This window comes from Planomicrobium sp. MB-3u-38 (assembly GCF_002836425.1).
Lineage (GTDB): Bacteria > Bacillota > Bacilli > Bacillales_A > Planococcaceae > Planococcus > Planococcus okeanokoites.
This window is the reverse complement of sequence record NZ_PJBO01000037.1, coordinates 108,001-122,609: the sequence shown is the minus strand read 5'-3', so window position 1 is coordinate 122,609 and position 14,609 is coordinate 108,001. Positions and strand designations below refer to the sequence as shown.

15 protein-coding genes are annotated in these 14,609 nt (G+C 47.0%); 6 read left to right on the top strand and 9 right to left on the bottom strand.

Annotation, left to right across the window (positions count from 1 at the left end; genetic code table 11):
- Positions 1-75 precede the first annotated feature (75 nt).
- Positions 76-717 carry a pentapeptide repeat-containing protein gene (locus tag CXF70_RS08630; RefSeq protein WP_101802301.1) on the bottom strand — a complete coding sequence of 214 codons (642 nt, stop codon included), beginning with the start codon at positions 715-717 and terminating at the stop codon, positions 76-78.
- Between the two features lie 128 nt (positions 718-845).
- Between CXF70_RS08630 and CXF70_RS08625 the strand changes: the two genes are divergently transcribed.
- Genes CXF70_RS08625 through CXF70_RS08615 form a run of 3 tightly spaced genes read left to right on the top strand, consistent with a single transcriptional unit; the run spans position 846 to position 2,963 of the window.
- The gene (locus CXF70_RS08625; protein ID WP_101802300.1) at positions 846-1,541 is read left to right on the top strand and encodes a DUF1538 domain-containing protein; all 696 of its coding nucleotides are present in this window, start codon (positions 846-848) and stop codon (positions 1,539-1,541) included.
- A complete protein-coding gene (locus CXF70_RS08620; RefSeq protein ID WP_101802299.1) occupies positions 1,541-2,278 on the top strand; it encodes a DUF1538 domain-containing protein in 738 nt (245 codons plus the stop codon). Before CXF70_RS08625 ends, CXF70_RS08620 begins: the two co-directional genes overlap by 1 nt.
- A complete protein-coding gene (locus tag CXF70_RS08615; protein WP_101802298.1) occupies positions 2,268-2,963 on the top strand; it encodes a P-II family nitrogen regulator in 696 nt (231 codons plus the stop codon). The genes CXF70_RS08620 and CXF70_RS08615 overlap by 11 nt, the downstream gene beginning before the upstream one ends.
- Positions 2,964-3,484: 521 nt before the next feature.
- On the opposite strand, the gene CXF70_RS18150 is transcribed toward CXF70_RS08615, so the two are convergent.
- From CXF70_RS18150 to CXF70_RS08600, 5 genes are all read right to left on the bottom strand, one after another.
- Entirely contained in the window at positions 3,485-3,634 is a 150-nt protein-coding gene (locus CXF70_RS18150; RefSeq protein ID WP_158241172.1) for a hypothetical protein, read from the bottom strand.
- Between the two features lie 61 nt (positions 3,635-3,695).
- The gene (locus tag CXF70_RS18525) at positions 3,696-3,830 is read right to left on the bottom strand and encodes a hypothetical protein (protein WP_255400073.1); all 135 of its coding nucleotides are present in this window, start codon (positions 3,828-3,830) and stop codon (positions 3,696-3,698) included.
- A gap of 13 nt (positions 3,831-3,843) precedes the next feature.
- Positions 3,844-5,055 carry a hypothetical protein gene (locus CXF70_RS08610; RefSeq protein WP_101802297.1) on the bottom strand — a complete coding sequence of 404 codons (1,212 nt, stop codon included), beginning with the start codon at positions 5,053-5,055 and terminating at the stop codon, positions 3,844-3,846.
- 2 nt (positions 5,056-5,057) lie between these two features.
- On the bottom strand, positions 5,058-5,555 hold the full coding sequence (locus tag CXF70_RS08605; protein WP_255400074.1) for an RNA polymerase sigma factor: 498 nt from the start codon (positions 5,553-5,555) through the stop codon (positions 5,058-5,060).
- A 272-nt stretch (positions 5,556-5,827) separates the two neighbouring features.
- Positions 5,828-7,450: a catalase gene (locus CXF70_RS08600; protein ID WP_233208584.1), complete on the bottom strand. Its 1,623-nt coding sequence runs from the start codon at positions 7,448-7,450 to the stop codon at positions 5,828-5,830.
- A 165-nt stretch (positions 7,451-7,615) separates the two neighbouring features.
- Between CXF70_RS08600 and CXF70_RS08595 the strand changes: the two genes are divergently transcribed.
- Positions 7,616-8,803 carry a CDP-glycerol glycerophosphotransferase family protein gene (locus tag CXF70_RS08595; RefSeq protein ID WP_101802295.1) on the top strand — a complete coding sequence of 396 codons (1,188 nt, stop codon included), beginning with the start codon at positions 7,616-7,618 and terminating at the stop codon, positions 8,801-8,803.
- A gap of 40 nt (positions 8,804-8,843) precedes the next feature.
- Here the strand turns inward: CXF70_RS08595 and CXF70_RS08590 are convergent, their stop codons facing one another.
- A complete protein-coding gene (locus tag CXF70_RS08590) occupies positions 8,844-9,596 on the bottom strand; it encodes an exodeoxyribonuclease III (RefSeq protein ID WP_101802294.1) in 753 nt (250 codons plus the stop codon).
- Positions 9,597-9,783: 187 nt separating this feature from the next.
- Between CXF70_RS08590 and CXF70_RS08585 the strand changes: the two genes are divergently transcribed.
- Complete coding sequence (locus tag CXF70_RS08585) at positions 9,784-11,064, top strand: MFS transporter (RefSeq protein ID WP_101802293.1); 1,281 nt, start codon at positions 9,784-9,786, stop codon at positions 11,062-11,064.
- A 154-nt stretch (positions 11,065-11,218) separates the two neighbouring features.
- A complete protein-coding gene (locus CXF70_RS08580; protein WP_158241171.1) occupies positions 11,219-12,160 on the top strand; it encodes a nuclease-related domain-containing protein in 942 nt (313 codons plus the stop codon).
- A 185-nt stretch (positions 12,161-12,345) separates the two neighbouring features.
- Here the strand turns inward: CXF70_RS08580 and CXF70_RS08575 are convergent, their stop codons facing one another.
- On the bottom strand, positions 12,346-13,158 hold the full coding sequence (locus tag CXF70_RS08575; RefSeq protein WP_101802291.1) for a YkuS family protein: 813 nt from the start codon (positions 13,156-13,158) through the stop codon (positions 12,346-12,348).
- Positions 13,159-13,326: 168 nt separating this feature from the next.
- Entirely contained in the window at positions 13,327-14,457 is a 1,131-nt protein-coding gene (locus tag CXF70_RS08570; RefSeq protein ID WP_101802290.1) for an ABC transporter ATP-binding protein, read from the bottom strand.
- Positions 14,458-14,609 lie beyond the last annotated feature (152 nt).

Here is a 14,609-nt window from a genome sequence, read left to right as displayed (position 1 = left end):
AATAAATGTTTAATATATCCATAATAAAATATAAAAAAAGCAGCTTTCGCTGCTGTCCATACTGAACACCTTTAATTAATCGTCTTTTATTTGCATGCCAAGCTGACGCGCAAACGCCAGCGCCTGATTAGGTGAAACTGTGCATCCCGCCAACTTTTCGATTGTAACCTGTATATTTTCAAACCGATTGCTGCTGAGGTCGACACCTTTCAGATCTGTTTCTGCAAAATTGATTTCATTCATGTCACAAGAGGTGAATTCGGTATTTTTTAATTCGGCTTCGTAGAAGTCCGCCTGGCGCATTGAGGAAGTGTCGAATATTGAAAAAGTACAAAGTGAAAAACCGAAAGCGGCGTAATTGAGGACGCACTCGGAAAATAGTGTATGACGGACGCCTGCTTCTGCAAAATTCGTGCCCATCAGTTTGGAATTACGGAATTCGGCGCGGTGAAAGACACACCGGCTGAAGTCGGCATTGGAAAGGTCGCAATTGATAAAAACAACATCTACAAATTCGCTTCTGGGCCAGACAATATCAACAAAATTCACATTCTCGAATACGACTGTATCGATGTGCAATGCACGTTCTGCTGTGAAATCAATTGTTTCCTGCGAGATGCGGCAATTTGTTATGTAATGATCGTCCATCGCTTCTTCAAACAGACTCTCAGGCAGTTCTGCCGGAAGCTTGGGTTCAGCTCTTTTCATTTTGCCCATTTTATACCTCCTACTTTTTGGTTCCCCTTTTCACTTTTGACCCTTATTGTAAATAACTCTTATTTTCGTTAAGTTTACAGCAAAATTACATAGGGAATAGCAGGAAAAAGTGGAAAAGGAGAGACAGGATGGATAATGTAAAGAACACCTTCAAAGAAGTTGTTGCTGCCATTATGCCTGTTACCATTGTAGTCATCTTTTTACAGATTGCAATTATTCGTCTGCCAATGGAGGCCTTGCTTCAATTCCTCATTGGCGTTTTCTTTGTCAGCATCGGCTTTTTCCTCTTTTTATTGGGTGTAAACGCAGGGCTTCTTCCAATTGGAGAATTGATCGGCAAGCAATTGCCGAGAACTAAAAATGCGTGGCTTATCATAGGCACCGGTTTTCTGCTGGGGATCGTTGTAACTGTCGCAGAACCGGATTTGCGTGTGCTGGCCACTCAAATCGATAAAGTTTCCGAAGGGGGGATCAGCTCGACGATATTGATCCTTTCAGTTTCATTGGGATTGGCGATTTTCGTCGCCTTGGCCATGATCAGCACACTATTCAATATTCCATTGCATTTCATGCTGATTGGCGGATATGTCGCCGTCTTTCTTTTATCTTTCTTCGTTCCCAAAGCTTTTGTGCCAATTTCGTTCGATGCCGGCGGGGTCACCACCGGGCCGATGGCAGTCCCTTTCATCCTTGCGCTCGGCGTTGGTGTTGCATCTTCCCTTCGTCGCCGTGATTCAAAAGATGGAACAGAAGGTTTCGGATTAATCGGCCTCGCTTCAATCGGACCGGTTTTGGCGGTCATGATCCTGGGGGTGATCTTCTGATGGAAATCCATGTTTTTGAAGGATTCGGAAGTGTGCTTCAGGAAGTTGCATTCGCTCTTTTGCCATTACTTATTTTCTTCGGGATCTTTCAGATTTTCATGCTGAAATTACCGTTAAAAAGACTCCAGCAGGTCGGCATCGGTTTTATATTGACCTTTCTCGGCCTTTCATTTTTTCTGCAAGGCGTACATGTGGGATTCATGCCCGTCGGTGAATTGATGGGTCAGTCTCTCGGGGAAGGAAATACAAAATGGTTTCTAATCCCTATCGGCTTTGTCCTTGGCTTTGCCGCGACTTTTGCGGAGCCGGCCGTCAGCATCATGAATGATGAAGTCGACGAAGTTACCGGCGGTTACATTTCCGCAAGGTTAATGCTGTATACATTATCCATCGGTGTGGGCTTTTCGATCGCCTTATCGATGCTCCGGATATTGACCGGCATTTCACTTTGGTATTTTTTAATTCCCGGGTACCTGATCGTCTTGATATTGATTTTCTTATCACGTGATATTTTTATTGCCATCGCCTTCGACTCAGGCGGTGTCGCCACCGGGCCGATGACGGTCACTTTCATCTCTTCCCTGGCCGTCGGTGTCGCATCTGTTACGGACGGACGGGATCCGCTCGCTGACGGATTCGGGCTGATTGCGCTGGTGGCATTGACGCCGATTATCGCTGTCCTTGTTCTGGGACTTATCTTTAAAAGGAAAGGCGGGAACAGAACCGATGAATCTTAACCATAAACTGATGATTGCGATTGTCAAAAGAGGATTTTCGAGGCCGGTCATAGCCGAAGCGAAAAAAGCCGGGGCAGACGGAGCCACCATTGTTTACGGAGAAGGAATCGGAAGAAATGAAAAGCCGACTTTCCTTGGAATGCCCGTTACTCATGAAAAAGATGTAATCTTCATCGCTGTCGATGGAGAAATTGAAGCACCTGTCGCTGAAGCTGTAAGCCGTGAAGGCAAGTTGGGGAAATCAGGATATGGGCTGGGATTCACTGTTCACTTGAGCAAACTTCTCGGTGTTCCCCATTTAACGAAACGGCCTGATGACCGCAGAAAAAAGAAAGGGGAGAAAATCATGGATAGCGCACTGCATGAATTTCAACTGATTGTGACCATCGTCAATACTGGTGATTCCCAGAAAGTCATCAAGGCGGCAGCAGATGCCGGTGCTGAAGGCGGCACAATCTTAAACGGCCGCGGCACCGGTGTAAATGAGCGCCAGACTTTCATGAATTTCACGATCGACCCTGAAAAAGACGTCATATTGACCTTGGTCCCAGCCAGCTATACAGATAAAGTGGTCACCAGCATCGAGCAGGCAGTCGACCTGAACGCCCCCGGACGCGGCATCGCCTTTCTGATCGATGTGGAGAATGTATTCGGCGTAAATCACTCGTCGTTGGATTTTAAGTAGGAAAAGCGGAAACGGCCGCTCAGCTCCGACAAGCGTAAGACGATTTGGCGAAATGGCGTCATTCCAGCCATGCAGCCAAAGTGGCTTACGACTCGAGGAGTTGGCCGTTGGAGTCTGGACAAGAGGAAAAGCGGAAGTGCCCATGTAGCCCCGACAAGCGCTGGAAGCCTTGACGGTAATGGCGTTCTTTGCCATTGTCGGCAAGGCTGAAGCGACTCGAGGGGCTGGGCACTGGAGTCTGGACAAGGAAAAGCGACGGCACCCGTTTAGCTCTGACAAGCATAAGACGAATCAGCGAAGACAGTTGTATTGCTAATGCAAGAGGGCAGTTTAAAATCATGCTCCTGCATCGCTTCGCTGCTTCGTCGCAAAGACTTAGCCTCGCAAGCGTCGGCTAATGTCTTCGCAGCTGATTTGGCTTATGACTCGAAGAGCTGGGTCGCCGGAGTCTGGACAAGAGGAAAAGCGGAAACGGTGACAAAAGAAAAAGCGCCGCAATCTCACTTGCGGCGCTTTCCTTATTATTTTTTGAACAAAGTGATCAGGACAATCCAGATGGGATTGCGATCTGGCTTCACGTCTTTCCGGCGGCTTTTCGTACGGGACGCTACCACTTCCGAGCGAATGTCTTCCATTCTTTGTCTAACTGCCATTTCATCTGTTTGAAACATCAGTTTTCCTCCTCATTATCAGGACCCGCAGCGCCGTTCGAAAATTGTGGCCGTATTCCGGTCACCAGAACCGCCGGCAGCGAAATCCTGTGTTATTTTTTATTGCTTGCTTTGTATATTCACGACCACATAAACTTTCATGCGGTTTGATATTCCAGGTTTCCACAGTTGCTGCGCCTTCTTCTTTATAGCTCATCCTGACTTCCCTCCTACAGTGACAGTTCTCCGATATTATTGGAATCCTGCGGTTTGCTCTCCTCCTGCTTCTCTTGCTTCAGTGAAATCCGTCCCGCATTGGCCCGGACTTTCCCTTGCAATGCCCCTTTGGTTTCTGCTGTGGCCGCCTGCACCTCCCCGAAAATATCCAGTGTTTCCAATTTGGCCGAGAGTGTATCGGCAGCTACATCTTCATCGATTATCAGAATACCATCAACTACCATGTTAACCGGCTCCTGCAGAGATTCAAACTGGCTGTTTGACCAGTGTTCTTCTCCTTCAATCAAGATGAAACGATTGCTGTACGACAGCACTTCCGTTTCCAGGCGTTCCAATTTTTCGTACAAAAGATCTTCAATCTCTTCGCTGCAGATGATGAACGATTTCGAGTCGATGCGGTCGATTGAATTTTCAAGCGCCGCTCTCGGAACATCCGCCTCGAAAATAATCGGTTTTTTCGTCATCAATTTTTCATTGCGGAAGCTCTTGATCGAACGCGAATTAATGCGCAGCGCTTTCTTCAAGATTCGGTAGCCCGCCGGAATCACTTCGATGACGCCATTTGGAGCAGTATCCATCTTCCGGTGCAGCAGCGCTTCCTGCTCTTCATGCACGGACACCAGGCCGTTGACTGCGATTTTCTTGATCTTTGATTCGAATAAAACTGCATCAATATCCGTCGGGATGGTCAGCATGCCGTTGACTACCAGATGCACCGGCTCGTCCGCCGCTTCCAGAAAAGCATTGCTCAAGGTGATGCTGCCGTTTTCAAGCCGGGGCGGCGCGCCTTCATAAACTTCTATCATACGGCTGCCCTGTGAAAATTGCTGGTTCACTTGTCCAGCTAATTTAGACGGTGTATAGATTTCACCATTTACAATAATGTCGAGCAGCCCTTTCTTCAACTGGTCCGGTTGAACGTCGTGCGCGATGATCAGCATGCCGTTCAGCACCATCTTCATCGGCTGATCGATTGAATCGAGGTAGTCCTTATTGATTTCAAGCGTGCCGTTGTAATAATTGAAGTCATCCGGCACTTCGACCGTCTTGCCGATATTGCCGACATTCAGCGCCGCCAATAGGTGCGATTGGCCGCTTCTGTAAAGCACCAGGCCAACGTTTCCGATCTTTTCATAAGCCTGGACACTTTGTTCTGTTGCATTCAATAAATTCAATACGCCTACATTGCCGACTGTCTGTTTCATCCTTATTCCTCCTCAAGTATGTCTCTCAATTTTTTAATCGCGAAATGCAGCTTGTACCTGACGGTCGCTGCCGGGACTTGAAGCTGGTCACCGATTTCCTTGCTGGTCATACCCAGCCAATAACGCTTGAACACGAGATCAGCCATCTCCGGAGTCAGATGCGACAGCAATTCAGTCATCTCCAGCCGGTTGACCGCCAATGCCTGTTCCGGAAAATCCATTTCTTCTTCCCATTCCGAGATTCTATGGTCTTTCCGCCTGTCATCAATCAGCCGATTCTTCATCACCCGGAAAAACCAAGCCCGCTGCTTGTAGTTCGGCAGATTCACCAGCTCTTTTTCCTTGAGCGATTTTTCGAGAGCGTCCTGGATCAGATCATCAGCTTCCTGCTCGTGCCGGGAAATGGAACGGGCGAAACGGATCAGATCAGTTTTCAAGTTTTCGTACATCGTTTCAGTATCCATTCCATTCCCCGCTTTCTCATTTATTGCCCCTCTCATTAAGATAACGGATGAACTAGCGAAAGTGTTTGAAGAAATTTTAGAAAAGCGGAAACGGCCGTTAAGCTCCGACAAGCGTAAGCCACTTTGGCGAAATGGCGTCTTTCCAGCCATACAGCCAAAGTGGCTTACGACTCGAGGAGCTGGCCGTTGGAGTCTGGACAACACTCCGCTCCTTTTAAAGCTTTATCAAACTTTGAACATTTATATTTTTTAAACCTAAAAAAAATCCGGCAAACCGTCGGAACGGCTTGCCGGACTTTCATCTTTTATTAATATTTTTCAGCCTCGTGCCCTTTTTTAGCTGCACCCTGCGCCAATTTATTTGAAGCAGGCTGCCCCATCAATTTTGGTTCAGAATCTTTCATCTGTTTCATCGCTTCCAGTTTTTCCTCAAGATTCTCACGTACACGGCGGCCATAATCTTCATCCGCCTGTGTGAAGTGCTCAATCATTTCATCCTGGATGCGCGGGTCGCAGACAGAAAGTGCATCACCGAGGTTATTGATCAGCTCATCGCGTTCCCAGTCTTCGAAGCTGCGGTATGTTTCACCCGCTTGCCCGTAGTTATTGGTACGGTCAATCGGCGCTTTCATAAGACGGTCATTATAAGCCGGTTCATGATCCGGTGTTCCTTCCTTATCCGCTTCCTTGAAGCCGCCCAGTACGGATGGTTCATAGTTGATGGAAGGATTCGATGGATTTTCATGCGGATTTTTGACATCCATCATGCCGCGCTGCTGATTCGTCGCTACACGTTTCTTCGGTGCATTGACCGGAAGCTTCAGGTAGTTGGCGCCCAAACGGTAACGCTGCGTATCTGAGTAAGAGAACGTGCGGCCTTGCAGCATTTTATCATCTGAGAAATCCAGACCATCGACAAGGACGCCTGTTCCGAAGGCAGCCTGTTCGATTTCAGCATGGTGATCGACCGGGTTGCGGTTCAATACCATCTTGCCGACAGGAAGGAATGGGAATTTATCCTGTGGCCATAGTTTCGTATCATCTAATGGATCGAAGTCGAGCTCCGGATGCTCATCGTCGCTCATGATCTGAACGAACAGTTCCCATTCCGGATAATCTCCATTTTCGATGGCTTCATACAAATCCTGTGTCGCGTGGCCCACATTTTCAGCCTGGATTTCACTGGCTTCTTTCTGTGTCAAATTGCGGATGCCCTGTTTCGGCTCCCAATGATATTTAACAAGAACCGCTTCGCCTTTGTCATTCACCCATTTATAAGTGTTGACGCCGGAACCTTGCATGTGGCGGTAAGTCGCAGGTATGCCCCATGGCGAGAACAGCAGTGTGATCATATGCGTCGCTTCAGGTGAACGCGCCACGAAATCGAACATGCGCTGCGGATCCGGAATATTTGATGCCGGGTCTGTTTTAAAGGCATGGATCATATCCGGGAATTTCATCGCATCACGGATAAAGAAGATTTTCAGGTTGTTGCCGACCAAATCCCAGTTTCCATCTTCTGTATACATCTTAACCGCAAAACCACGCGGGTCACGGTCAGTTTCCGGGGAGTGGCGCGATCCTGCCACTGTTGAAAAGCGGACCATCAACGGTGTTTGCTTGCCTTTGCCTGAAAATACTTTAGCTCTTGTATATTTTTCCACCGGCTCGTCGCCGACTGTACCATATGTTTCGAAATAACCGAAAGCTCCTGTACCTCTGGCGTGGACAATGCGTTCAGGAATTTCTTCACGGTCGAAGTGGGAAATTTTTTCTATGAAATGATAGTTTTCCAATGTAGCCGGACCACGGTTTCCGACAGTCCGTATATTCTGATTGTCTTTAACTGGATGGCCTTGACGGGTCGTCAGAGTTTCTTCGTTCTCTCCGGTTCCCATTTTCCGATGTTTCTCTTCATTGTTTTCCTTCATAATAGAATCCTCCTTCGCATACTTGTATCACCTTATATTCTTCCCATTATTAAAATTATTAAACCTCACTTTGAATGAAAAATGATTATTTGCCTGCAGATGGACAAAGAGCCGAGGATATGAAAAAATTAGGAATAGAACAACCATATGAAAGCAGGGCTGAACATGAGCATCGAGTTGAAAGAAAGAGGGAGATTTGATCCCCTGAAAGTTTTTTTGAAAGTTACGGCAGCTTATTTACTTTCTTTCTTCCCCACCTTCAAAGGTGATAAGAAAATAGTTTTGGTCGGTGGTAACCTTGGAGAGAAGTACGAGGACAATGCGGCCGTCTTCCATAAATACCTGATCGCCAATCATCAGGATAAAGTCACGGCATACTGGATGTATGATCCGAAAAAATCCTACGCACAAGACAAGCAGCTCGCCAACGCTGTCCCGCTCGGAAGTTTCCGGAACTACCGCCTTTTTTTCAAAGCCGATTATTCATTCCATGGCCATTCGCTGATGTATGACATTGCGCCATCCGTCGATAAATTCCTGTTCCTTAACCGGAAAACGATCATCACCCATGTCAGCCACGGAATCGAAGGATTCAAGAAAATATTGATCCAAAAAGAAGATGTTCCTTTATTGGCGCGGACGGATTACTTTAACTGCGCTTCAGAATATGAAAAAGATCTGAAGCTCAATCAATGGAAGATTCCGGAGAATAAACTGATCGTCACCGGATTTCCGCGTTTCGACCGTTTTCAGACAAATCAGCCTGCGCCGCAAGTCCGCAAGATTTTAATGATGATGACTTGGCGTGAATGGCTCTTTGATTTGACTGAAGAGGAATTCGTCGAAAGCGATTATTTCAATAACACGCTTGGACTTGTTAGCCACGAAGGCATACGCCGACTGATTTCCGAAAACGATCTGCATATGCGCGTCGCACTGCATCCGTTCATGCGAAAATTCGAAAAGCACTTTACCGGCCTGGACCATCCGGAGAGCGGCATCGAATTCCAGGATTTCAACCATGCCTCCATTGAAAAAGCCATTGTCGAAAATGACATGCTCCTCACCGATATCACAAGCGTCTCCTGGGATTTCCTTTATCTCAATAAACCCATCATCTTCAATATGTTTGATAAAGAGGAATACATGGCGCGGCGCGGGACTTACCTGAGCCTCGACACAGATCTTTACGGCTATAAAGCCGATTCGCTCGAAGAAGTGTATCAATATCTTAAAAAGATCGTCGAAGAAAATATCACGACGAACGAGTGGTACCCGAAAGCACCGCTTTACATCGATTATTTCGATCAGAACAATTGCGAGCGTTTGGCAAAGCACGTCATAGGGATTTAAATGAAAAGAGCGTCCGGAGAATTTCTTCCGGACGCTCTTTTCATTTAAGTTGAAGTTCAATCGGACAATGGTCGGAGCCGAGAATATCTTTATGGATTTCCGCCTGTTTCATTTTCGGCGCCATACGGTCAGAAACGATGAAATAATCGATGCGCCAGCCGATGTTACGTGGGCGGCAATTGGTGCGGTATGACCACCACGTATAAGCTCCGCTCAAATCAGGATGGAAATAACGGAACGAATCAGTGAATCCGCTTGCCAGAAATTCCGTCATCTTCCCGCGCTCTTCCGGTGTGAATCCAGAGTTTTTCAGATTCGCCTTGGGATTCTTCAAGTCGATTTCCTGATACGCCACATTCAAGTCGCCGCAGAGAATGACCGGCTTCCGGCTATCAAGATCCTTCACGTAATCGAGCACCGCTTCTTCCCATTCAAGGCGGAAATCGAGGCGCAGCAACCCGTGCTGGGAGTTCGGCGTGTAGACATTCACCAAGTAAAACTCTTCGAATTCCAGGGTGATGGCGCGCCCTTCACTTTCGTGATTTACATGGTTGATGCCATATCTCACAGAAAGCGGTTCATATTTTGTAAAGATGGCCGTCCCTGAATAGCCTTTCTTTACCGCGTAATTCCAGAAAAGATGGTATCCGGGAAGATCCATTTCAATTTGCCCTTCCTGCAATTTAATCTCCTGCAGGCAGAATATGTCCGCGTCCGCTGCCTCGAAAAACTCCATAAAGCCCTTTTTCACGACAGCGCGCAGCCCGTTGACGTTCCAAGAAATCATTTTCAAAAGCCATTCTCCTCATTTCGCAATCTTTTATCAGTGTAACGGAATGGAAGGCACGGCTCAAATGATGATATTTTGTTCCCCTTCCGCCTGGAATTATGTAAAATTTCAGTAAATATCTTCAAAAGTGATTCTTTTCCCGTGTAGTTCTTGTACAATGAAATTATCATTCACTAAGGGGAATCAGGAGATGAAAAAGTTCACAAAGACAGAGAAAAGCTGGGCATTGTACGATTGGGGAAGCTCAGCCTATTCGATCATCATCACAACGGCCGTCTTTCCGCTCTATTATAAAGCTGCCGCGACGGATGCGGGAGTCAGTTTATCCGATTCCACCGCCTATCTCGGCTACACGATTGCCATCTTCACATTTATCCTTGCGATGATCGGTCCGATTCTTGGGACAATCGCAGATTATGAAGGAATGAAGAAGAAATTTTTCACCGCTTTCTTCCTGTTGGGTACGTTTTCGACTGCAATGCTGGCTTTTGTCCCGAGCGACAATTGGCTGCTGATGCTGGTCTGTTACATATTCGCTGCACTCGGCGCGACGGGATCCAACCTATTCTATGATGCTTTTATCGTGGACGTTGCAACAGAAAAACGCATGAACCGCGTTTCTTCATTCGGCTACGGCCTCGGCTATATCGGTTCCACCATCCCATTCATCATTTCAATTGCCATTATTTTATTAGCGCAAAACGGTGTGCTGCCGCTATCCGTCACCAACGCGAGCCGCGTTGCCTTTTTGATCACAGCTGTATGGTGGGTCTGCTTCTCGATTCCAATGTTCAAAAATGTCCATCAGCGTTACTTCATCAAACGGGAACCGAATCCGGTCGGGCAAAGTTTCAAACGACTCGGCAAAACCTTGAAGGAAATCAGAAAATACCGCGCCATCGTCCTGTTTTTAGTCGCTTATTTCTTTTACATCGATGGCGTCGGCACAATCATTGCAATGTCGACAGCGTATGGCACGGATCTTGGCCTTACTTCAACCAGCTTGCTGATTGTCCTGTTCGCAACACAGGTCGTCGCTGCACCTTTCGCACTTCTTTACGGCCGTCTCGCTGACCGCTTTACCGGCAAAAAGATGCTGTATGTCGGCATCTGCGTCTACATCGTCGTCTGTATCTACGCCATGTTCATGGAAACGATCGGCGACTTCTGGGTTCTCGCGATGCTGGTCGCTTCCAGCCAAGGCGGCATCCAGGCATTGAGCCGCTCTTACTTCGGCAAGCTCGTGCCGAAAGAGAATTCCAATGAGTTCTTCGGTTTCTATAACGTCTTCGGTAAATTCGCAGCCATTATGGGACCAATTTTGGTTGCCGTCACTGCGCAATTAACCGGCGACTCCCGCTTCGGCGTCTTCAGTCTCGTCATCCTTTTCATCATCGGACTGATCGTCCTGTCGCGCGTGCCGGAACCGGAACCGCACGACTCCGTTGATGAAGTTGCTTTGGATTCTTAAATTTATTATGCACCTGCCCGTTATGGGCGGTGCATTTTTTGTGGCGTAAATTCTATTTTTGGTGCCTATACGGCGATCAAATTTTTATTTTAAATGAAAGGATGGGCACGGATCTGGTTAAGTGCTATGGTCAAAGTAAAAAAGAGGGATGCCGGTGATTCGGAAAGAGCGCGAGGGATCGCGAACCAAAGAAGAGTTGGAAGTATTGCTGCGGCGTTTGCCGAAACGGCATGCCCATTACGGACAAGCCGAAAAGGATCATTACGCGGAAGTTGCCGGGCAAGCCGGCGAAGAGCGTTTTGACCATTATTACGCGGCGAGCCGGGTGACGTTTCCGCATCTGATGCTGCATAATGTCAGATTGAAATCGTTCCGTATATTTCAGATGGATTCAGTGATGATTACCCGGTGGGGCGTAATTGTTTTTGAAGTGAAGAATATGAATGGCCGCATGCTTTTTAACAGCCACCCTGTCCAGATGCTGCAGATGAAAGATGACGGGACCGTCATCGGACGGAAATCGCCACTCGAACAGATGGCTGACAATGAATGGCTGCTGGAAGAGTGGCTGAGAGAGCGGGAGATGTTGTTTCCGGCGCGCTCTGTACTGGTCTTATCCTATTCCAAACAAATCGCTGAAAATGTACCGGCTTCGCAGCCCATCATTTTCTCGCACCAGCTGCCCCGGTTTCTTTACACGCTGCCAGTGGAGAAAGCCATTTTCAGTCTGGATGAAATGAAGGAGCTCGCGGACATGATGATTGCGGCGCTGGTCCATTTCGTTCCGAAGCCACTTTGTGACGATGCAAGATATCCTATCGAGACGATGCGCCGCGGCGTCTGGTGTGCCGCATGTGACCGGATCGGCATGGTGCGGCGCTATGGAGCTTGGGTGTGCCCAGGCTGCGGCGTTTTAGATAAAAACGCTCACATTCGTACGATCCGCGATTGGTTCCTGCTGACCGGCGAGCCCATGACGAACCGGCTGGGGCGGGAGATTTTGTGTGTGGATGATCGAAGATTAGTGACGCGATTGTTAGGTGGTATGGATTTGATAAAATCTGGCTCAAACAAGGGTTCAATATACCGATTATAAGTGAGTTGGGCATATTTCCAGCGAAGTTGGGCATAAAACCTTAAAAGTTGGGCATATATCAACATAAGTTGGGCATATAACGTTACAAGTTGGGCATAAATAAATTTCCACCCTAAAATCAGCCACGCCTCACCAGTCAAACGAAAAAAAACCAGCGCCCCCATCCGGAGGCGCCGGTTTCATCATTACTTCTTATCTTTGCCGGCAGGGTGGATGTTTACATCACCGCTGTCATTTTTTTCGACAGCTGAGCTGCCGAACTCGACGACTTCGATGCCGCCGCTTTCTTTCTTCTCTTCTTTTTCAGCTTTCTTTTCTTCTTTTTCAGCTTGCTTCACAGCTTTTTCATGTTCTTTTTTAGCTTTTTCTTCTTCTTTCGCTTCTTTTTCAACAGCTTTTTGCTGCTTCTTCAATTCTTTATCTTCTTTTTTCTCTTCGCGTTTCGCTTTTAGCTCATCCGCTTTGCCTTTTGCTTTTTCAGTCACGCCGTTTGTTTTTTCTTTCACCTGGCCAAGCTTATCTTTTACTTGGTCCAGTTTGCCGGGACCGGAATTTTCACCGGATTCAGCTTTCGCCTCTTTCTTCTCTTTCATTTCAGCGGCTTTATCTTTCACTGTCTGCTGCAATTCCTTGCCGCTCTTCGGTGCCAGCATTAAACCGGCAGCTGCGCCAATCAATGCGCCAGTTGCTGCGCCGGCGATAAATCCTCCGCCGCCACCAGACTTATTATCAGATGTGATCGGAGATGGAGGCATAATTTTTCCGCTGCGCACCAGACGTTCTTCGACTTCTTCAACGATTTCGAAAAGCGTGCGGCCTTTCGCTTCCACCAATGGAGCATTCATATGGAAGTCGGCAAAATCCTCTTTGTCGCGAACAACGACACAATCATAGCTTGTAGCATCTGTTTTATCCTCAATCATGTCTGCTTTATACCCTTTTTTCACTAATGCTTGCTGCACGGATGTAAACGGTTCTTCAACTGCGATTTTTACCATCAATATCACTGCTCCTTTTCCAAAAATGTCTATTACTTTATTTTCCCTAAAGAATAAAAGTTAAACACTCTCCGCTTTATTGTTAGAAAATTCTTTTAAAAATGGCGAAATATCTCTATGTAATCAATAAAAGCCATTCCACTAAAAGGAATGGCTCAACAAAGGGAATTATACAGTTTCTCCAGCCGCTTGCAGTTCTCCGGCTTTCAAGCGCGCTCCGGTTTCGATATCAAAGAAATGGACGTGCGACATATCAAAAGCCAGCGTGGCGGTATGGCCTGCTTCAATAGCAGTATCCGCGTCCACTCGAGCGATGAATTCCTGATTGGCGTATACGGCATAGAGGATCGTTTCCGCTCCCGTCAGCTCCGACACCGTAATTTCCGCTTCGAATTCACTTGCCGGCACACCGCTCAGGTCTTCGTTGTTCACATGGATGTGTTCCGGACGGATCCCCAGCGCAATCGGTTTGCCGTCATAGCCCAGGTCTTTCAGCAGAGCTGCAGTTTCTGGCGGAATCGCCACTGATTTATCATCGACAAGAAAGTTTCCGTTGGAAATGGTGCCTTCGAAGAAGTTCATGGCCGGTGATCCGATAAATCCGCCCACGAAACGATTGGCTGGAAAATCATAGACTTCTTTCGGCGTGCCCACCTGCTGAATGACACCGTCTTTCATAATGACAATCCGTGTAGCCATCGTCATCGCTTCCGTCTGGTCATGTGTTACGTATATCGTGGTCGTCTTGAGGCGCTGGTGCAGTTTAGCGATTTCCGCGCGCATCTGCACGCGAAGTTTTGCATCCAGATTCGATAAAGGCTCATCCATTAGAAATACTTTTGCGTCCCGTACAATTGCACGACCTAGAGCTACACGCTGCCGCTGCCCGCCTGACAGCGCTTTCGGTTTCCGGTTGAGATAATCTTCCAGCCCCAGGATCTTAGCGGCCTCTTCCACACGACTTTTTATTTCTGCCTTCTTAAATTTCCTTAATTTTAGTCCAAAAGCCATGTTTTCATACACGGTCATATGGGGATATAAAGCATAGTTCTGAAAAACCATCGCAATATCCCGTTCTTTGGGTTCAACATCATTCATGCGCTTGCCGTCGATGAAGAATTCGCCTTCCGTAATTTCTTCCAGTCCCGCAATCATCCGCAATGTTGTTGATTTACCGCAGCCGGACGGTCCGACAAAAACGATGAATTCCTCGTCTTTTATATGAAGATTAAAATCGGTCACAGCTAAAGCGCCTTTATCATATCTCTTGCCCAGATTATTGATCTTTATTTCAGCCATATGCGACTCCCCTTAACTCATTTTTATTTTAATTATAGAGAGTTATTTGTAAATTACAAATCTGGGTTGAAAATGGAAAGAGAAGTACTGTATACTCCTCTTTAATAAGTAAATTGAATTTTTAGTTAATTTGTCATAATTTTCGATAATGG